This window comes from Microcoleus sp. B4-D4, assembly GCF_036705185.1.
GTDB lineage: Bacteria > Cyanobacteriota > Cyanobacteriia > Cyanobacteriales > Microcoleaceae > Microcoleus.
On the sequence record NZ_JAUBTX010000048.1, the window covers coordinates 1 to 19,408 of the forward strand.

Below are 19,408 nucleotides of genomic sequence, written 5' to 3' on the forward strand. Positions count from 1 at the left end.
CTCTTTATATATACGTCTAAAGAGGGCTAAAGCCCAATTACGTACCTATTTCTAGGATGACAATTAATCCACCCTGCTTCTTAAGGGGGGTTAGGGGGGATCTCCGGATCGAGAAAAGGAGAATTACGACCAAATACGGTTTACTTAATATATTTATGCCCCGGAGATCCCCCTCGCATCCCCCTTAAGAAGGGGAGTAGGGGTTGACTTTAAGAGCATTCTTGTTCCCCCTTTCTTAAGGGGGTTAGGGGGGATCTTTGGATCGAGAAAAGGAGAATTACGACCAAATACGGTTTACTTAATATATTTATGCCCCGGAGAACCCCCTCGCATCCCCCTTAAGAAGGGGAGTAGGGGTTGACTTTAAGAGCATTCTTGTTCCCCCTTTCTTAAGGGGGGTTAGGGGGGATCTCCGGATCGACAGGAGGAGAATTATGACCAAATTAAACGACTCCAATTTCCACCTACCTTACAACCAAAAACTTATCCCAATCGCCCAGGAACTTCGGAAAAATCCAACTCCAGCCGAAAAAAAAAATTGGCAAAATTGTCTAAGAAATTTCCCTTTTCGAGTTTTGAGGCAGCGACCGATAGACAATTTTATTGTAGATTTTTATTGTGCTGCTTTAAGATTGGTAATTGAGGTAGATGGGGAAAGTCATTTTACGGAACAGGGGAAACAACATGATGCAGAAAGAACAGGGATTTTAGAGGGGTATGGACTCAAAGTTGTCAGGTTGACGAATGTTGATGTGTTGCAGTATTGTGAAGGAGTTTGTCAGGAGTTGTTGGCGGAGTGCGATCGTAATAGTTAGGGCCTAGATCCCCCCTAACCCCCCTTAAGAAGCAGGGTGGTTTTATTGTGGGGAGAAGAAATCTGAAACGACAGAAAGCACCGCTCAAAGCTCGCGTCTGGGACGCAAGTGTTATATTAATAAAGGTACGTAGTTGGGCTTTAGCCCTCTTTATATATACGTCTAAAGAGGGCTAAAGCCCAATTACGTACCTATTTCTAGGATGACAATTAATCCACCCTGCCTAACCCCCCTTAAGAAGGGGGGGACAAGAGTATCATTGCGCTCAAAACAGTTGCCAAAAAGAGCACAAGATGAGACAATACAAAAAAATATAGAAATTTCGGAGTTATGATTCTTGGTAAGTATTAAATGTCGGGACATTACCTTCTCAAATATTCAAGCCATAATCTTTGACAAAGACGGCACTCTAGAGGATTCTCAGGAGTTTTTGAGACTTTTGGGGCTTAAGCGATCGCGCCTCGCAGATGCTCAAATTCCCGGCGTTGGAGAGCCTTTACAAATGGCTTTCGGCATCGAAAGCGGCAGCATTGATCCCACGGGTTTGCTAGCAGTCGGCAGTCGCAGAGAAACTGAGATTGTCACAGCGGGATACATTGCGGAAACTGGCAGGGGATGGTTGGAATCTTTAAATATTGCGCGCCGCGCTTTTGATGAAGCTGACGAAATGTTTAAAAATGCGTCATCTTCTCCGATGTTTGTCGGCAGTTTGGAAGTGCTAAAAAATCTTTCGGAAGCTGGTTTAAAACTGGGAATTCTGTCTGCTGCTACGACGGCGGCGGTGCAGAAATTCGTGAAAACCCATGAATTAAGCGATTGGATTCAGTTAGAAATGGGTGTGGATTCGACGGAACTTAATAAACCAAATCCGAGATTGTTTTTGCAAGCTTGCGAACAACTGGGAGTAAATCCTGCAGCGACTTTGATGGTGGGAGATTCAACGGGTGATATTCAGATGGGTCAGAATGCGGGGGCGGCAGGCTGTATCGGGATTTGTTGGGGAAATGCCGAGGTTAGTCATTTGGAAAAGGCTGATGTGGCGATCGCATCTTTGGATGAAATCATAATTATAGCAGATTGAGCAACAATCGTATCACTAAGGCTGGTTTGGCTTGGAAAAATATGGCACTACAGCCTAGTCTAGATCCCCCCTAACCCCCCTTAAAAAGGGGGGGACAAGAGTGTTCAAAGTCCACCTTAAAAAGGAGGAGAAAAAAGAGCATTCAAAGTCCCTTCTTAAGTGGGATTTAGGGGGATCTAGACTAAGCTATAAGCGAGAGATACAAAGGTTTTTAATCTTAATTTAACACCAATTGGCAATGCTTAACTCCCTACAAACAACGCAAACCGAGAATTACGATATCCCTTTCAACGCCATCAAGTTCGGTGACTTGCGGCAGATATCCCCACTGCTGAAAGCCAAATTTCTCGAACAATCTTAAACTCGGCTGATTGTGGGCAAAAATCAGGCCTATCAGGTTTTTTAGTTGCAATTCGGGACTCCGCAGGATTGCCGATTGCAATAATTTTTGTCCAATTCCGCAGCGTTGGCGATCGGGCGCGACGTAGAGGCTAACTTCTGCTGTATGCTGATAGGCGGCGCGTCCGTAGAAAAGCTGAAAACTCAGCCACCCCACAATATTTTGTTCGGATTCCATTACCCAAATCGGCCAGGAATTGGGAGAATGTTCTCTGTACCACGCGAGGCGACTTTCTACTGAGACTGGTTCTAAATCTGCTGTGGACATTCTGCCCGGTATTGCTGCGTTATATATTTGAACAATTGCTGCTAAATCGCTTTCTACTGCGGATCTGATTTTCATAGTTTGGAAGAAGGAAGTGAGAAGTTGTAGGGTGCGGATACATCAAAAATCCCTAACTTGCATATCAATAATCTGACATATCCGCACCTTATACCCTTTCTAAAAATTTTGCTACAAAATTTGTATTCGGTTTGTTTTTCGGCCCTGTTGTCAGGTGCGTCGTTAGGAGATTTTTTTTATAATTTCAGGATTTTAAACGGCGACGCACCCTACGGCTAGAAACTTATCTTTACTGCACTTTGTACAGTTCCATGATATCGCTAACTGCCATACGCGAATTGGCTCCTAAATTCAGCGGTGACGTGTGTCCTCGCTGCAAGTGTTCTGCTGCTGCACAGCCGATCATTGCTGCGTTATCCGTACAATATTTTAATGGGGGAAACAATACTCGCAAGTTGTGTTTGGCTGCTGCTGTTTGTAAGTGTTTTCGCAGTCCGCTGTTTGCTGCAACTCCGCCGCCGACTACAATAGTGCTGAGCCCGAAATTTATGGCACAGCCGATCGCTCTTTTTGTTAAACTCTTAGCTACTGTTTCCTGAAAACTCGCCGCAATATCATTAATTGTAGAGTCAGCTAAAATGCCTTCGCCACCGGTATTAATATCTTGTTTTTTAAGTTTCTGCACTAATTGCAAAACTGCTGTTTTCAACCCGCTAAAGCTACTATCGTAGGGATGGTAGCCGCCTCCCGGCATCGAAATTCTGCCTTCTGGTAGGGGGTATGCTTGGGGATTGCCAAGGGCTGCTAATTGGTCAATTACCGGCCCGCCTGGATATCCTAGCTGCAAGAGTCGGGCGACTTTATCAAAAGCTTCACCGGCAGCATCGTCGCGTGTTTGTCCTACTGTTTCGTAAACGCCGCAATCTTTGACGTAAATCAAGCTAGTGTGTCCCCCGGAAACTAACAAGCACAAAAATGGTGGCTGCAAGTCGGGTTCGGTAAGGTAAGAAGCGTAGATGTGTCCTTCGAGGTGGTGGACACCTAAAAAAGGTTTTTGGTGGACTATTGCTAAGGTTTTGGCTGCTGTGAGCCCGACTAACAATGCACCTACTAAACCGGGTGCACAAGTGGCTGCAATGCCGTCAATTTCTGACCAACTCAGGTTGGCTTCACTCAAACACTGGGCAATTACCTGATTTAGCATTTCTAGGTGACTGCGCGAAGCTACTTCGGGCACTACTCCACCATACTGCTGGTGGATTTTAATTTGTGATGCTACAACATTGCTGCAAACTTGACGATTCTTAACAATTGCTGCTGCTGTTTCGTCACAACTTGTTTCGATCGCGAAAATGGTTGCCATTAACTGGTAATTTTATTTGATAGGTTAGCTATTGCTAGCTTAACTAATTCGGCGCAACTCCCCCGCTATACTTGTACTCAGGTTATAGTTCGCGGGAGCATCTGCCTCCCGAAGGACAGATGCGGACGATCGAGAAGTGATGCAAGCTGTGAAATATCCTTGCGGTATTGCTAGCTCTCACGCTGACTGATAAAATGCGAATCCCTGATTGTATTGGGTTTTCCCGCATCAATGATGGAGATTTTACACTCTCAGCAAGTGCGGTAATCTAGATTCGCGATCGGCAAGTTGAAATGCTTGTAAAAAAACTTATTGTTTTGTAACAAAGGGAAACAATTTCATGCGACGATTGTTTGCTGCAATTTTAGTGGTTAGTCTGTGGTTCAGTTTTGCTCCAGTTGCTTCGGCTTACAATTTAGTGCCGTGCAAAGACTCTCCCGCATTCCAAGAACTTGCTAAAAATGCGCGTTCTACAAATGGCGACCCAGCATCTGCGAAAGCGCGATTCGAGCGTTATTCTGCCGAGATGTGCGGCCCGGAAGGATACCCGCACTTAATCGTAGACGGCAATTTGAGTTTCGCTGGCGACTTTTTGATTCCCAGCGTCCTGTTCTTGTATATTGCTGGTTGGATTGGTTGGGTGGGCCGCGCTTACCTGCAAGCAGCCAAAAAATCATCAACTCCCGAGGAAAAAGAGATTATTATCGACGTTCCTTTGGCAATTAGCTGTATGCTGAGCGGTGTTTTGTGGCCTCTGGCGGCTGTCAAAGAAATCACCACCGGTGAAATGTTTGCTAAGGACGACGAAATTACTGTTTCCCCCCGCTAAAATTGGGAAATGGATCGGCGCTAATAGCTAGTAGTTAACCAATTGCACTGCAAATTAGCGCAATTAGCGGTAGACCGACAATTACCACCTGTCTCAAATTTTCAGGAGCAGAATTCATGCAATATTTTGTCAAGTTTCTTTCGACAGCACCAGTATTGGCAATCCTCTGGATTTCAATTCAAGCTGCGGGTTTGATTGAATTTAACCGCTTTTTCCCAGACTTGCTTTTCCATCCGCTACCGTAAGATTTGAGCGAAATTAGATCGCCAAACCTAGGGGAAAATAGTTGAGAGTTTTGAGTTTTGAGTTTTGAATTAAATGTGAATTGAAATTTCAAACATCAAAACTCTCAAAGCCGGTTGGTTAAAGGCCACCCGCGCGGGGAAAATCTCCGGCTTGGTAAAAAGTATTTTTTGTTTGAGTGCGAGGTGTTGCGGCAACGGTTAGACTCGCTGGCGGGGAAAACTCCAGATTGCAACACCTCGCACTACAAAAGCACTCCAAAGAGAGGCTTCCCCCGCGCCAGTGGGAAAAAGCCAAAATTTTCAACTATCTAGTTACCACATTAGTTTCTCAAGTTTCTGATAACTAATGACTAATGACTGATGACAGATGACTATTGACTAATGACTATTGACTATTGACTAATATTGTGAATCGATGAAGTCTTATCTCGCCGCAGCAATTCAAATGACTAGCTTGCCTGACCTGGAAAAAAATTTGGTTCAGGCAGAGGAATTAATCGACCTAGCAGTACGTCGGGGTGCGGAATTAATTTCCTTACCAGAAAACTTCTCCTTTATGGGAGAAGAAGAGGATAAAATTGCTCAAGCAGAGGCGATCGGACTCCAAAGCGAAAAATTCCTCAAAACTATGGCCCTGCGCTTCCAGGTAACGATTCTGGGCGGCGGGTTTCCGGTGCCGACGGAAAGCGGTAAGGTATACAATACTTGTTTGCTGGTAGACCCAAACGGCAATGAGTTGGCAAGGTACAAGAAAGTACATTTGTTTGATGTGAACGTGCCAGACGGCATTACTTACAGGGAATCGAACACGGTGAAAGCTGGTGAAGATTGGCCGCAGGTTTATGTGTCGCCGGAGTTGGGGACGCTGGGACTTTCTGTGTGCTATGACGTGCGGTTCCCGGAAGTGTACAGGTATTTGTCGCACAAGGGTGCTGATGTTTTGTTCGTGCCGGCGGCTTTTACGGCTTACACCGGTAAGGATCACTGGAAGGTTTTGCTGCAAGCTAGGGCGATCGAGAATACTTGTTACGCGATCGCCCCGGCACAGACTGGACACCACTACGGCCGCCGTCAAACTCACGGTCACGCGATGATTGTAGACCCTTGGGGTGCGGTTTTGGCGGATGCGGGAGAGGAACCGGGTGTGGCGATTGCAGAGATTAATCCCGATCGGCTAGAACAAGTCCGCCGCCAAATGCCATCGCTGCAACACCGGGTTTTTCTGTAAATTTCTTGCCTAAATCTTTGATGCGATCCGGTGAACAGCAGATGTAAAGCAGATCGACACAGATGATTTCAACAAGAGCGAGTTAATGAATGCAACAAATCTTGTGAGTTAGGGTTTCTTGGTACTTGCCAATTTTGTCACCAATTGGTGTCAAAATTTCAGTCTGTACCAGGCACCAAACCTCAATAATTTTTATTCGACCGATGAATTGTGTACGTTCGTACACAAAAAAACTTAGTTATTGTAGAGTGCGATTCTGGCCGATGGTGACGGCGACAGACTAAGAAATTTTTCCCTCGATCGCACTCTAAAGTCGTGTTAGCTACAAACAAACGCTAACCGATGCTGGCGGCACACCCTACAAACTCAACCGGTGCGCCACCACAGCATCCTACCGCGCACTTTCTGCAACAGATATTCAGACTAATTTAATAGTTTTAGGAGAAATGAAACACACTCTTTCGGTTTTAGTTGAAGATGAAGCGGGTGTCCTCACTCGAATTGCTGGTTTGTTTGCCCGTCGGGGTTTTAATATTGAAAGTCTGGCCGTCGGCCCGGCGGAGCAAGTGGGAGTGTCTCGGATTACGATGGTTGTACCGGGAGACGATCAGGTGATCGAACAGTTGACCAAGCAACTGTACAAGTTGATTAATGTCCTCAAAGTTCAGGATATAACGGAAACTCCCTGTGTGGAACGGGAGTTGATGTTGCTGAAAGTTAATGCCGCTAGCGGGACGCGATCGGAGATCATTGAGTTAGCTCAGATTTTTAGAGCGCGAGTGGTGGATATTGGTGATGATACGCTGACTTTGGAAGTTGTCGGAGATCCGGGTAAAATGGTGGCGATCGTCCAAGTTCTGAATAAATTTGGGATTAAGGAAATTGCTCGGACTGGAAAAATTGCCCTGACGCGGGAGTCGGGGGTAAATACGGAGTTTCTCAAGTCTTTGGAAGCGAAAGTTTAAGCAGCAGTCAAGCTTGAACATACGAGATGTAACGGATCTAATATCAAATCCGGTAGCATCGGAATTATATAGTGCTGTCCCCCCCGAGCGAAGTCGATGTTCGGGGGGGACAGCATTATCAATAATTTACATATAAAATCCATTTGATATCTATTCTGCGTAAATCTCAGAAACCGGGTTGATCTCTATATTTCTCGTCACCCAACCAAAAACTCTTATAAACCCGGTTTCTCGCCCCTTGCGTAAATCTCAGAAACCAGTTGATCTCTATATTTCTCGTCACCCAACCCAAAAACTCAAAGATGTCAAATGGGTTCTATATAGCCTTTCTCCAAAAAGTGAGAAGTCAGTCGATTTTAGATTGAGGGATTTTAGATTTTAGATTTTAGATTGGGCGAGGGAGGGATTGAGGAATCGATCTGTCAATACCTCATCTTGATGAGAACTGCTTTATGTAAATGCAAAACACAGATTTTCTCACTGTTTCCAGAAAGGTAACTCAGGAACGTTTCGCCAATGCTAAGGTCATGGTAGACAGAGCACCTCAAGTCTGATGATAAATAGCTATGAAGTTTGTCTGCGTTCTGTCCCCTCAACAATTGCTTTCTGCTGGTATCGCATTGTTTGCTGCGATCGAGTGCGGCGTGTGGCTAGCTCCAAACGCGGCTCAAGCCAACGCTAGGGAGCACAATTACTCACCTCTGTCGCCGAAAATCGTCGCTAGTAACGATGTTGGTTGCAAGGTGGAAGCCCGATCGCCCGAAACTCGCTGTCAAGTCGGCGGTTTGTTCGTCAAAACTCAAAATACTGCCAGAGAACAAGTATTTCCTCTCAAAAAAACTGAAGTTAAAGCCAAAATTGCCGGCAATATCTCCCGCGTCGAAGTTGTTCAGAAGTTTGAAAATCCTTTTCCCGAATCTTTAGAAGCTGTTTATGTCTTTCCTTTACCCGACGAAGCGGCGGTGGATGACATGGAAATTAAAATCGGCGATCGCATTATTAAAGGTGATATCAAACGGCGCGATGAAGCTTTGGAAATTTACCAAAAAGCTCGCCAAGAAGGCCGGACTGCGGGTTTGTTGGAACAAGAACGCGATAATATTTTTACTCAGTCTCTGGCTAATATCAAACCGGGAGAAAAAATTGAAGTTACGATTCGCTACACCGAAAGTCTCAAGTTTGTCGGTGGCGATTACGAATTTGTGTTTCCCACGGTGGTTGGGCCGCGCTACGTTTCGCGAAATACGACCGATCCAGATCGCATTAACCCGCCTGTTTTGACTCCCGGAACGCGATCGGGTCACGATATCGCTGTGGAGGTAGAAATAGATGCCGGAGTGGCGATCGGCGATGTCCGCTCTACTTCCCATCAAATTACCACTGACCGCAGCGCCAATATTGTTCGCGTCAAATTAGCTGACTCTGACACAATTCCCAATAAAGATTTAATTTTGCGCTATCGAGTAGCAGGCGAAAATACTCGCGCCACAGTCCTGACTCAATCCGACCAGCGGGGCGGTCATTTTGCTACTTATTTGATTCCCGCCTTAAACTACAAAACCAATGAAATTGTACCGAAAGATGTCGTGTTTTTGATGGATACTTCCGGTTCCCAGCAGGGCGAACCGCTGGCAAAATCTAAGGAGTTGATGCGCCGCTTCATTCAAGGGCTAAATCCCAAGGATACTTTTACTATTATTGATTTTGCCAACACTGCGAAAGCACTTTCAACAACTCCTTTAGCGAATACAGAAGCTAATCGACAAATGGCAATTAACTATATCGATGCTTTGCAGGCTAACGGCGGCACAGAACTCCTCAACGGCATTCAAACTGTGATGAAGTTTCCGGCGACCAAAACAGGAACTCTGCGGAGTATTGTACTGATTACTGACGGTTATATTGGTAATGAAAATGAAGTTCTCGCCCAGGTGCAGCAGAGTCTGAAACCGGGAAATCGACTTTATAGTTTTGGTGTGGGCAGTTCGGTGAATCGGTTTTTGCTCAACCGTTTGGCAGAAGTGGGAAGAGGTACTTCTCAAGTAGTTCGTCAAGATGAACCGTCAGCACCGGCTGCTGAAAAGTTTTTTCGCCAAATTAATAATCCGGTATTGACTAATATTCAAGTTAGTTGGGAAGGAATGGGGGAAAAACCGGAGATTTATCCGATCGCCCCGCCAGACTTATTTACCAGTCAACCGCTGGTTTTGTTTGGCAAAAAGAGCGATCGGGCTAACGGCAAACTTCGCATCCGCGGCACTCAAGCCGGCGGCAAAGTTTACGAGCAGGTTTTACCTGTGAATTTTGCTCGCGAATCGGGGCGACAGCGGGAGTCAACTTCAGTCGCAGCAAGTGTTACAGATTTTGGTAATCCGGCGGTGGCTCAACTTTGGGGGCGATCGCGCATTAAAGGTTTAATGAATCAAATGTTTGGCGGCGAGACTAAATCTCTGGTGGAAGCTGTGACTAATACTGCTCTGACTTATCACTTGCTATCGGAATACACGGCTTTGGTGGCGGTGAGCGAAGAAGTGCGAGTCGATCCAGATGGATCGCGCCGTCGCGTGCAAGTGCCTGTAGAATTGCCGCAGGGTGTCAGCTATGAAGGTATTTTTGATGCCCAGAAGGACGAGCAAACTAGGGGCATGGTTCGCAGTATGACCCGGACTCGCGCTTCTGCACCGATTGCTCCAGCTCCTGGTGTCGCGCGGCTAGCCCCTTACGCCGAACCAGCACCGCCGCCGCCGCCCGCGCCGAAGCCTTTGACTTCTCGCTTGCAAGTAGTCAGTGCCCAAGGCTTGGATGCCACGAGTCGCGCTGCTCTGATTCAATACCTGCAATCTGTTAATCTCCCGGCGGGAGTTAGCGGCGAGACGGTGTGGGAGCTGTCGGTACAAAACGGCCGCGTACAGAAAGTGGCGATAGACTCTGGAAGCTCTACCCTGAAAGCAACAGACGCTCTAGAGACTCTCAAGAAAGCCTTGATTTCCTGGCAACCGCCGGCAGGGTTCCAGGGTACGGTGCGCCTGAATTTGCGGATTAATCCCGATCGTTAAGGAATGACTATCTATGTCAAGGAACATTAACTTTTAAGTCAAAAGTACCGAAATGGCGATCGCTACTGTGAGAACAATATAAAATCTTTATTAAGAGATTGTGTTTGAACAGAAACTGGTGTTATAGGAAGTTATAAAGTTTGAGGCAAACGCTAAAACAGTCTAATTTCTGACACAGTTCCATTTCTGAAACAACCTCCTAATTAAGATTTCTCGATCGCCCCCCCAATCAGAGAAGGTATCACGCCCTATGGAAGTTAGCGAACTGCTCAACAATTACGAAAAAGGAGAAAGAGACTTTGCTGGAGCCGATTTGCGCGGTGCGAACCTCAGCGGAGCCATCTTAATCGGAGTCAACCTTTCGGGCGCTAATCTTTCCGGGGCGAACCTCAGCAGAGCATTTCTCACCAAAGCAACGCTCAAAGGCGCACAAATGCACAGAACAAATCTGAGTTTTGCCAAAATGGGCGAAACCAAACTCTCCGGCGCAGATTTGACAAAAGCTAATTTGAGCGGAGCTTTTTTGGTAAAAGCAAAATTGCCTAGAGCTAAATTAAGCGGCGCAAATTTAAGCGGCGCAAACCTGCGGAGTGCTGTATTGTGGAATGCCAATTTGTGCAGCGCCGACTTGCAATTAGTTAACTTCCTGGGCGCGAATCTGACGGGAGCTAATTTTAAATGGGCAAACCTTTACGGTGCAAAGCTCAACAGTGCAAAACTTTTTGGAGCTCAACTAACCGGAGTCAGTCTGCGGCGAGCGCAGTTGACAGGAGTGAATCTCTGCGGTGCAGATTTGAGCGGCGTTAATGTCAGCGAAGCTAAACTGATCGGAGCTAATTTGGAAGGCTCGAATTTGGCGGGAGCAAATTTCAGTGCGGCTCAGTTGCGAGGCGTTAAATTGGCTGGTGCAAACTTAACTGGGGCTAAGTTTAAGGGAAGTTGTTTGATCGGAGCAAATCTGAATTGGACAAAGCTGTGTCAAACTGATTTGATGGCAGCAGATTTGAGCGAGGCGACTTTAATCGGAGCTAATTTAGACAGTGCTTTGTTGGCGGGAGCTATTTTGCCGGAATCTACTAGGCGCTACTTTTCCTTAGCTGGGGCGTGCAGAATCAATTCTTGGGAAGTTGCGGCAATTTAAAATAATTAGTTAGTAGTTATTGGTTATTGGTTATTGGGAATTGGGAATTGGGAATTGGGAATTGGGAATTGGGAATTGGGAATTGGGAATTGGGAATTGGGAATTGGGAATGTCTAAGGATCGAAAACTTAATAACTTAAACATCTCCTACATTCCTCTCTCCCGTAATTTGCCAGATAAAAGGAGGCTCTTCCTCGCCCCAGAAGCATTACCCGGCTCTTCCTGGTAACGAGCAATCGCTTAAGTTATTAAATTTTTATTCCTAAGCTGTTGCGGTATTTAAATTAATTGTATGTTAAAAAAAGGATCGAACAATGAGTCGGGTGTCCCGCTAGCCCTGAATACACAATTTAAATGCGCGACAGCTTACCGTTTTCCTGCTAGAAAATGCGATCGGGCTTTTCTATTCAAATTAATTATTTAATCTCAAAACTTAAATCGTTATGACAGTTAATTTTGGAGTGGTACTGGTAACAGCAGGCTCGGAAGCCGAGGCCGAGAATATCGCTAAATCTCTAGTCGAAAACAAGCTGGCTGCTTGTGTGAGTTTGTCGCCGATTCGCTCTGTTTATACTTGGCAAGGCGAGATTCATTCCGAGGCGGAGTGGCAGTTGGTGATTAAAACTGATTTGGCTAAATTTGAGGCTTTAAAAACAAAAATACAGGAACTCCATTCCTATGAAGTTCCCGAAATTATTGCTATTCCGATTGTCGCTGGCAGCGAGGCTTATCTCCATTGGCTGCGACAATCTTTAAGTTTGGAGTCAGGACTTTAGTCCTAAATTATCCCAAAAATAGGGAATCAAGTCCCTACTACAAACGATCGGAAACCTACAGATTTTGACTGGTAGGGCCGATGACACCGACTTTGTGACGAAAACTTAGTTCGCCGCCGAACCAGCCTGTAACGCCCAGCAAGGAAGCAACGACGACCGACAAGGCTAAACCTGTAAAGACGATCGGCTCAGCCGGATTGCCCTGTCGCAACAGCAGGTTAATCAGCGAAAGTACGAGAGCCGCCACATTGCCGCCCATGTGCAACCAACCGGCACTGCGATCGCGCACTCTTTTAATTCTCGTAAAATCTAAAAAGCCCGTGATTCCAGCCAAAATCCCCGCACCAAAACCGCAACCGATCAGCCAAACCGAAGCCCTCGCCCAAAACGGATCGCTTGTCAGCCAATAACCGATATCCGTGCCGGCGGCTCCGACTAAAAAGGCTACCGGAAACACGATCAGCACTGGGTGGAGGGGATGGCCCGCAACTGAAACTGTACTGGTAATCCCGGCATCGCGATACTCTGCGTCATCACTTTCGAGAATGGGCGGAATATTGGGATAAGGTGTACTATTTGTTTGATTTGTTTCCATGATTTTTACAGATAACTTTTGTACGACAAACCCGTTTTTATGGGATTGAAGTTAATCCATAATCCGATCGCCATTTTCGTCAACGCGGATCTGCCGAACTACATCAGAAATTTCCTCGGCGTCTTTGACGTGGTGCAAGGCTTTCTTTTCCCCGTCTGGTTCTTCTACGATTACATAAGTTGGAACTGTAACTGTGTCTCCCGTGATGTCTGGCACATGATCTACCGCCAGTTGCTGGGCTTTTTCTTCGATGGTTTGCGGTTTGTCGGAAATGCGATCGCCCGGATTGGCAGTGCGTTCCATATCTCTGCCCGGTTTGTCGATACTCATAAAACCTCTGTAGTATTTCTAAATTTTTTGCTGACTCTAATTCTTAATATTGAACGAAAAATGTGCCTGCGTTAACATCTCCCAAGGGGTGTAAATTGCAGTTATGCCGATCGCGCGCAGCATCTTCCTCTAGGTAGAGACTTTTGAGCTGGTTCCAAAACTTCCTAAGCTAAAATCAAAGTATTATATTAATTCCGGTTGCATCGGAATGATGTTAACTGTTAACAGTTAACAGTCAACAATCAATTTACTATTCCGATGAATAGAGGATTTGATATTATTTGTTCTTTCCCTTTAAATTACTAATGAAAAGTTACGATTGGATTGTTGTCGGCGGCGGAATTACGGGCGCAGCAGTGAGTTACGAACTCACAAAAAAAGGTTTTGCGGTGCTACTTTTGGAACGAGATACTGCGATGCAAAATGCTACTCGTTTTAGTTACGGCGGCTTGGCTTATTGGTCGGGTACGACTGATTTAACTCGCCAATTATGTCAGGAAGGTATCGAACGCCACCGCAATTTATCGACCGAATTAGATGCTGATACGGAGTTTCGCGAGTTGGATTTGTTGCTGACAATTGATGCGGGAAGCGATGCCGAACAAGTAGCGGCTAATTACGCCCATTTTGCAATTCCTCCGCAGCTTTTGAGCGCTGCAGAAGCTGGTGAGTTGGAACCTTTGCTGAATAAAAGTGCGATCGCCGGAGCTCTGACTGTCCGTCACGGTCACATTTCCCCCACAGCCACAAATCAAGCTTATTGTCAAGGGTTTTTGCGGTTGGGAGGAACTATAGAATTTGCTGAAGTAACTGGATTGATTGCAGAAGGAAATCGGATTTCGGGAGTCAAAACGGTACGCGAAAATTATGCTTGCGAAAATGCGGTGATTTGTGCGGGAGGTTGGAGTCGAAGTTTGCTGAAGGCGGCAGGTATTTCGGCAGGAGTTTATTTTACTCGCGCTGAGATTTTGGAGACTCCACCTGTGGATTTGCAACTCAGGACTTTCGTGATGCCCGCGCTATTAAAACGTTTTGAATTGGAAGCTGAATCGAGTAAAATTGAGGTAGATTTTCTTTGGGATGAACCGGGTAAAGAGTTGCACCCGCCGATTTTAGATGCTGGTGCAATTCGGTTTAATGATGGCAGTTTGCGGATCGGGCAATTGTCTCGCACTTTGAGCGATTTGAATGCTAAAGTCGATCGCCAAACTAGCGAAAAAGCAATTCGTGCCGGTATCGGCAAGGTTTTGCCAGATGTGGCAAATTTACCTGCAACTTGGCACGATTGTATTGTAGCCTTTAGCGCCGATAATTTGCCTGTAGTGGGGCCGATTGGCGATCGCCCTGGATTGCAGGTTTTTTCGGGTTTGAGCAATCCTTTGGCTATTGTGCCCGCTTTAGCTGAGCGATTTGCAAATTGGGCGGCGGGAGAAAAAGATTGGGCGATGGCTTACGCCCCGCTACGCTACGAGCTTTTGTCTCCAGATAGATTTGCTAAAAAATGACTAATCTTAACTGTTAGTGGGTAGGGCCGGTTGATGTATATTAATTAGTTGGAATTATAGATATACCGGTTCTCAGAAAAATGAGGTACTATCCGGCGGCATAGGGCATAGGGCATAGGGCATAGGGCATAGGGCATACTCACCACGCTTGAGAACCGCTATAGTTGGTTAACCCGCCCCCTTTCAGCTAATGACTAATGACCAATAACCAATAACCAATAACCAATAACCAATAACCAATAACCAATAACCAATAACCAATAACTAATAACTAATAACTAATGACTAAGAAAAGGAAGCGCGACAATAAATGTAGTACCTTTATCGATCGCACTTTCCACACTTATTGTACCGCCGTGCAGGTCAACTATGTGTTTGACAATGCAGAGTCCCAAACCCGATCCTTTAATCTTACCTACATTAGCACCACGTTCAAACTGCTGAAATAGTTTTCCTTCATATTCCGCTGTCATCCCTATTCCTTCATCTCGAACGCAAAATATTATTTGCTGGTTTTCGCAGCTTAATTCTAAACTAACATTGCCGCCATTAGGAGAATATTTAATAGCATTTGATAGCAAATTAGTCAGGAGGTGGTGCAGCAATTTTACATCAAGATTGGCGTACAGCGGCTTGGTTTGGGCGCGAAAATTTAGGATGTGTTTATCGGTGACGATAGGTTGCAGTTCCTCTAAAATAGAGCAGCAGAAATCTGTCACATTGAAACTATCTAAATTCAAGGAAAGTTTGCCGGCTTCTGCTTTACTGAGCATTAAAATATCCTCCAGCAATCCACTCATATTACTGACGGCTTTTTTGATGCGAGCGACATTTTTATTGGGAGTTTCTGGAGTTTTACACAATTCGCTATCTTCCAGCATTTCGGCCGATAGTTGTATCGTAGTTAAAGGAGTGTTTAAATCGTGGTATGCCATTGAAATAAATCGCGATCTATTGTTGCTTTTCACGGCGGCTAATGCAATAAGTGTTTGCATTTTAACTGCTTCTTGATGTTTGCTCAGCGCTATCTTGATCGTAGCGTGCAGTTCTCTTTCTTTAAACGGTTTGAGGAGGTAGCCGTAAGAACCACTATTTTCGGCTCGCTGCAAAGTTTCATCGTCTGCATAGGCAGTTGTATAGATAATTGGGATATCTAATTTTTGATTAATTCTTGTTGCTGTTTCTATGCCGTCAATCTCGCCTTTTATGACTATATCCATTAAAATCAAATCGGGTTTGATTTCGCCTGCACGCTGGATGGCATCGGCTCCTGAAGAAACGATACCAGCGATTGTATATCCCAATTTTTCTAATTTTACAGATAAATTTTTAGCGATTAATAGTTCGTCTTCGACAATTAAAATATTAATTTCTTGAGTTGCAAACATCATGACTTTAAAACCTTTGAGAGTAGTTGAGTTCGTTAAATATTACGTGAAATTCGGTGCCGATTTTTCTTGAGATTTCGATGGTTCCTTCTAACTGTTCGGTTAAGGTGCAGACAACTTGAAAGCCCATCGAGTTAGTTTTCCGAAAATCTAAGTTTTGAGGAAAGCCAATGCCGTTGTCCTTGACCAAGAGGTGGATTTGCAGATCGCCCGTTTGATAGCATTCTACACTAACTGTACCGCTAGCACCATCAGGAAAAGCGTGTTTCAGGGTATTTGAAACCAATTCATTGGCAATTAAGCCGCAAGGAGTAGCAGTCTCTAGATTGAGGGAAATTGGTTCAGCTATTACCTGCAACAGAATGCGGTTGTCACTAATATTGTAAGAGTGAAACAAGTTAGTTACCAAATCTTCGAGATATTCGCCAAAATTAATTTGCGCCAGGTTAGTCGATCTGTACAGTTTCTCGTGAATCAGAGCCATAGAGTACAGGCGGTTCTGACTTTCTTCAAACATTTGGGCTAATTGCGGATCGGCAACGGTGTTAGATTGCAATTCTAACAAACTGGCAACGACGCAGAGGTTGTTTTTGACGCGGTGGTGAATTTCTTTGAGCAAAATCTCTTTCTCTTTGAGGGAGTTTTTCAAATTTACTTCCGCTTGGAAGCGCTCGCTCAGTTCAGCTTGCAGTTGCTGGTAGAGTAGAGATTGGTGAATGGCGATCGCCAATTGATTAACCAACTGCTGAAATAAATTGATTTCCGATTCTTGCCAATCCCTGGGCCCATCGCACTGGTGTGCAATCAGCAATCCCCAAAGCTGGCCCTGCTGAATAATCGGCACTACCAACTTTGCCCTCACTTCAATTTGTTTCATAAACTCCATTATACAAGGGGTAATAGAGGCATCATTTATATCGGAAATCGCACGAATTCGCCCTTGCAAATAAAGCTGATAGCTTTCGGCAGGAAAAACCTCTTCGCCAAAAAAATTCCCTACCAGCGGGCTGCATCCTTCTGCCACGGCTTCAGCAACGACCAAACCGCCACTTTTAGGTAAAATTTGATAAACCAAAACTCGATCGGCTAACAATATTTGCTGGAGTTCGGCAACCGTGGTGTTGAGAATTTCCTCTAATTGCAAAGACTGGCGGACGCGACGGGCGATCGCCTCCACCAGCCGTTCTTGCTCGAACTGCTGCCGCAAAGCTATTTCGGCGCATTTAGAATTACTAATATCGGCGGCATAACCAATAATTTCGATCGGTTTTCCTCTGCTATCTACCAATAGTTTTAGTTCCGTCCGCAGCCAGCGGTAAACTCCGTCTTTGTGCAGAAATCGGTACTCGCAAATGCAATTTTTCACCTCAGACAAATCAGAAATATTTACTAAAAATTTTGGCAAATCGTCAGGGTGAATGCGGCTCGACCAAAACTTAGAATCGGCTAACAGCTCTTGGGGGTCGTAGCCAACAATTGTCTTAACGTTGTCGCTGATGTAAGTAGTACAAAAATCTCCCATCGTTGCAGCAGTAAAAATTACCGCCGGATTAGAAGCTAGTAAAAATTGCAGGCGTTCTTTTAACTGCTGCAATTCCATGTCTGCCCGCTTGCGATCGCTGATATCTTCGATCGCCCCCATGCTGTAGAGAGGAAAGCCCTCGCCGTCGCGGATCAGCGTCACCGTCAAGTTAGCCCACATCAGCTCGCCATTCTTCTTAATCAAACGTTTTTCCATCCCGAAGCGAGGAATATTGCCCTCGATTAACTGCTTGACTTGCTCTAAATCTGCTTCTAAATCTTCTGGGTAAGTGATATCGGCTAAACTCATTGTCGCCAACTCCGCATCGGTGTAACCCAACATCTGCCGGTGAGCTTCATTCACTTCGCTCAAGCGGTAGTCGCGCACGGTTGTCAAACAAATCGCAATTGGAGCATCATCAAACAAATTGCGAAACTTTTCCTCACTTTTTTGCAGTGCAGCTTCTACGTGTTTGCGAGGGGTAATGTCTCGGGCCACCCACATCACCCGATCGACCCCAATGGGCGAAATACGGCCATCAAACCAGATTAACTTGCCCTCAATTTCCATGCTGTATTCAACTCTGTGGGTTTCCCCAGATGCCAGGGTTTGGCGAATGTGGCCGAGGGCAAAATTAGCTTCCGCTTCTGGGAAGATTTCGGCGAGGGTTTGGCCCAACATTTCAGGAGCCGGTTTGTACAGCAGTTGGGGAGCCGTGGGGGCGACTTTGAGGTAGCGGCCCCTGCCATCGAAAACCATCACGATATCGGTCATCGCATTAAACAGCGCCAGCAGTTGAGCTTCAGAGTTTTGCAGTTTTTCTGCAGTCAATTTAGCTGTTAATACGGCTTGTTCGTAGCGTTCAGTGCGCTGCTGAACTCGCTGTTCTAACTCTGCGTTGAGTTTTTGCAAAGCGGTTTCTGCAAGCCAGCGATCGCTCACATCTCGACCCACAGCTTGATACTCGACGATTTGTCCTGTCTCGTCGAATATAGCCCGATTGCTCCACTGCTGAGTGCGAATTTCTCCGTTCGGCAAAATTACCCGGTGTTCGCAAGTAAAAACAGGCTGTTCGGGAGACACTAAATTATATTGCTCCACAATAGATTCTCGGTCTTGTTCTAAAATTAATGGCAGAAAGCTATTACCGAGCAAGTCTTCTAGTTTCATGCCAAAATAGCGGCAATAAGCTTGATTGACAAATGTGATTTTGCCGTCAGCGAGGTAGCGGCAAATCAGTTCGGTTTGGTCTTCCACAATCGCCCGGTAGCGGGCTTCGCTGTAGCGAAGGGCTGTTTCGGCATTTTGGCAATCGCTGACTTGTTTGGAGATTTCTGCATTGTTTTCTAAGAGTTCAGACTGTTTGTGCTGAAGTTTTACAACTTCTTGCTGCAACATTTTGACTAGGCTGTAAATTTCTGGGCGAATCCTTTTTTCTGTGACTAAACCTACGGGCTGACCCCGTTCGTCCACAATTGGCAAGCAATCGATCGAGTGTTGACAAAACAGCTTAAATATGCTAAAAACATTTGTAAATTCAGATTCTTTTAAAACAATTAAATTTCGCGTCATTACATCGGCAACTTGCATTGTTTGCCAGCCGGATTCGGCGACTAAGTTCAGCACATCTGGCGGGCTTAGCAGTCCGACTAGCTGATTTTTATCGACCACTAAGAGGCAACTAATCAATGTTTTTACCGTTTCGTGCGAGTCTGGCGGTGAATTTGGCAGCCCACAAGGATTTTTCGCCTGACGCATCAGGGCGATCGCCTCTGGGAGCAAAGTTGAGGGCGCAACCGTCACTGGCGGGCGATCGACAAATTCTAAGGGCGATCGTAAATTTGTCAACAAATTAGCAAATTCCATCCGTCTAGACCTAAAAAGTAT

17 protein-coding genes are annotated in these 19,408 nt (G+C 45.5%); 11 read left to right on the forward strand and 6 right to left on the reverse strand.

The annotated features are described in order from the left end of the window. Positions 1-434 precede the first annotated feature (434 nt). Both QUB13_RS25080 and QUB13_RS25085 read left to right on the forward strand, forming a co-directional pair. On the forward strand, positions 435-815 hold the full coding sequence (locus QUB13_RS25080; RefSeq protein WP_333386315.1) for an endonuclease domain-containing protein: 381 nt from the start codon (positions 435-437) through the stop codon (positions 813-815). Between the two features lie 337 nt (positions 816-1,152). Further along, on the forward strand, positions 1,153-1,896 hold the full coding sequence (locus tag QUB13_RS25085) for an HAD family hydrolase (RefSeq protein ID WP_333386319.1): 744 nt from the start codon (positions 1,153-1,155) through the stop codon (positions 1,894-1,896). Positions 1,897-2,146: 250 nt separating this feature from the next. On the opposite strand, the gene QUB13_RS25090 is transcribed toward QUB13_RS25085, so the two are convergent. Both QUB13_RS25090 and tsaD read right to left on the reverse strand, forming a co-directional pair. Beyond that, entirely contained in the window at positions 2,147-2,638 is a 492-nt protein-coding gene (locus tag QUB13_RS25090) for a GNAT family N-acetyltransferase (RefSeq protein WP_333386322.1), read from the reverse strand. A 229-nt stretch (positions 2,639-2,867) separates the two neighbouring features. Then, positions 2,868-3,941, reverse strand: a complete 1,074-nt coding sequence (tsaD, locus tag QUB13_RS25095; protein ID WP_333386325.1) for a tRNA (adenosine(37)-N6)-threonylcarbamoyltransferase complex transferase subunit TsaD — start codon at positions 3,939-3,941, stop codon at positions 2,868-2,870. A 340-nt stretch (positions 3,942-4,281) separates the two neighbouring features. On the opposite strand from tsaD, the gene QUB13_RS25100 reads away from it, so the two are divergent. The 8 genes from QUB13_RS25100 (at position 4,282) to cutA (ending at position 12,181) form a co-directional block, all read left to right on the forward strand. Beyond that, entirely contained in the window at positions 4,282-4,770 is a 489-nt protein-coding gene (locus tag QUB13_RS25100) for a Photosystem I reaction center subunit III (RefSeq protein WP_194012451.1), read from the forward strand. A gap of 116 nt (positions 4,771-4,886) precedes the next feature. Beyond that, positions 4,887-5,015: a photosystem I reaction center subunit IX gene (psaJ, locus tag QUB13_RS25105; RefSeq protein WP_193971956.1), complete on the forward strand. Its 129-nt coding sequence runs from the start codon at positions 4,887-4,889 to the stop codon at positions 5,013-5,015. Between the two features lie 415 nt (positions 5,016-5,430). Further along, positions 5,431-6,243, forward strand: a complete 813-nt coding sequence (locus tag QUB13_RS25110; RefSeq protein WP_333386328.1) for a carbon-nitrogen hydrolase family protein — start codon at positions 5,431-5,433, stop codon at positions 6,241-6,243. Positions 6,244-6,689: 446 nt separating this feature from the next. Further along, positions 6,690-7,208, forward strand: a complete 519-nt coding sequence (ilvN, locus tag QUB13_RS25115; RefSeq protein WP_333386333.1) for an acetolactate synthase small subunit — start codon at positions 6,690-6,692, stop codon at positions 7,206-7,208. Between the two features lie 566 nt (positions 7,209-7,774). Then, positions 7,775-10,264 carry a VIT domain-containing protein gene (locus QUB13_RS25120; protein WP_333386336.1) on the forward strand — a complete coding sequence of 830 codons (2,490 nt, stop codon included), beginning with the start codon at positions 7,775-7,777 and terminating at the stop codon, positions 10,262-10,264. Positions 10,265-10,514: 250 nt separating this feature from the next. Continuing rightward, positions 10,515-11,405: a pentapeptide repeat-containing protein gene (locus tag QUB13_RS25125; RefSeq protein ID WP_333386339.1), complete on the forward strand. Its 891-nt coding sequence runs from the start codon at positions 10,515-10,517 to the stop codon at positions 11,403-11,405. 19 nt (positions 11,406-11,424) lie between these two features. Further along, positions 11,425-11,634, forward strand: coding sequence for a hypothetical protein (locus tag QUB13_RS25130; RefSeq protein WP_333386341.1), 210 nt, complete (start codon positions 11,425-11,427; stop codon positions 11,632-11,634). A gap of 214 nt (positions 11,635-11,848) precedes the next feature. Then, positions 11,849-12,181, forward strand: coding sequence for a divalent-cation tolerance protein CutA (gene cutA / locus QUB13_RS25135; RefSeq protein ID WP_333386344.1), 333 nt, complete (start codon positions 11,849-11,851; stop codon positions 12,179-12,181). A gap of 55 nt (positions 12,182-12,236) precedes the next feature. On the opposite strand, the gene QUB13_RS25140 is transcribed toward cutA, so the two are convergent. Beyond that, complete coding sequence (locus QUB13_RS25140) at positions 12,237-12,776, reverse strand: DUF2231 domain-containing protein (RefSeq protein ID WP_333386347.1); 540 nt, start codon at positions 12,774-12,776, stop codon at positions 12,237-12,239. Between the two features lie 51 nt (positions 12,777-12,827). Beyond that, positions 12,828-13,106, reverse strand: coding sequence for a hypothetical protein (locus QUB13_RS25145; protein WP_333386350.1), 279 nt, complete (start codon positions 13,104-13,106; stop codon positions 12,828-12,830). A 305-nt stretch (positions 13,107-13,411) separates the two neighbouring features. Here QUB13_RS25145 and QUB13_RS25150 point away from each other — a divergent pair, with 305 nt between their 5' ends. After that, positions 13,412-14,611: an NAD(P)/FAD-dependent oxidoreductase gene (locus tag QUB13_RS25150; protein ID WP_333386353.1), complete on the forward strand. Its 1,200-nt coding sequence runs from the start codon at positions 13,412-13,414 to the stop codon at positions 14,609-14,611. Positions 14,612-14,889: 278 nt separating this feature from the next. Here QUB13_RS25150 and QUB13_RS25155 read toward each other — a convergent pair whose 3' ends face one another. After that, entirely contained in the window at positions 14,890-16,002 is a 1,113-nt protein-coding gene (locus QUB13_RS25155; protein WP_333386356.1) for a hybrid sensor histidine kinase/response regulator, read from the reverse strand. A 4-nt stretch (positions 16,003-16,006) separates the two neighbouring features. Beyond that, a complete protein-coding gene (locus QUB13_RS25160; protein ID WP_333386359.1) occupies positions 16,007-19,387 on the reverse strand; it encodes a PAS domain S-box protein in 3,381 nt (1,126 codons plus the stop codon). Positions 19,388-19,408 lie beyond the last annotated feature (21 nt).

Coding starts and splice junctions, on each gene's coding strand:
- QUB13_RS25100 (WP_194012451.1), top strand. CDS start 4,282: ATGCGACGATTGTTTGCTGCAATTTTAGTGGTTAGTCTGTGGTTCAGT.
- psaJ (WP_193971956.1), top strand. CDS start 4,887: ATGCAATATTTTGTCAAGTTTCTTTCGACAGCACCAGTATTGGCAATC.
- QUB13_RS25150 (WP_333386353.1), top strand. CDS start 13,412: ATGAAAAGTTACGATTGGATTGTTGTCGGCGGCGGAATTACGGGCGCA.
- cutA (WP_333386344.1), top strand. CDS start 11,849: ATGACAGTTAATTTTGGAGTGGTACTGGTAACAGCAGGCTCGGAAGCC.
- QUB13_RS25080 (WP_333386315.1), top strand. CDS start 435: ATGACCAAATTAAACGACTCCAATTTCCACCTACCTTACAACCAAAAA.
- ilvN (WP_333386333.1), top strand. CDS start 6,690: ATGAAACACACTCTTTCGGTTTTAGTTGAAGATGAAGCGGGTGTCCTC.
- QUB13_RS25140 (WP_333386347.1), bottom strand. CDS start 12,776: ATGGAAACAAATCAAACAAATAGTACACCTTATCCCAATATTCCGCCC.
- QUB13_RS25090 (WP_333386322.1), bottom strand. CDS start 2,638: ATGAAAATCAGATCCGCAGTAGAAAGCGATTTAGCAGCAATTGTTCAA.
- QUB13_RS25110 (WP_333386328.1), top strand. CDS start 5,431: ATGAAGTCTTATCTCGCCGCAGCAATTCAAATGACTAGCTTGCCTGAC.
- QUB13_RS25120 (WP_333386336.1), top strand. CDS start 7,775: ATGAAGTTTGTCTGCGTTCTGTCCCCTCAACAATTGCTTTCTGCTGGT.
- QUB13_RS25125 (WP_333386339.1), top strand. CDS start 10,515: ATGGAAGTTAGCGAACTGCTCAACAATTACGAAAAAGGAGAAAGAGAC.
- QUB13_RS25160 (WP_333386359.1), bottom strand. CDS start 19,387: ATGGAATTTGCTAATTTGTTGACAAATTTACGATCGCCCTTAGAATTT.
- tsaD (WP_333386325.1), bottom strand. CDS start 3,941: ATGGCAACCATTTTCGCGATCGAAACAAGTTGTGACGAAACAGCAGCA.
- QUB13_RS25155 (WP_333386356.1), bottom strand. CDS start 16,002: ATGATGTTTGCAACTCAAGAAATTAATATTTTAATTGTCGAAGACGAA.
- QUB13_RS25145 (WP_333386350.1), bottom strand. CDS start 13,106: ATGAGTATCGACAAACCGGGCAGAGATATGGAACGCACTGCCAATCCG.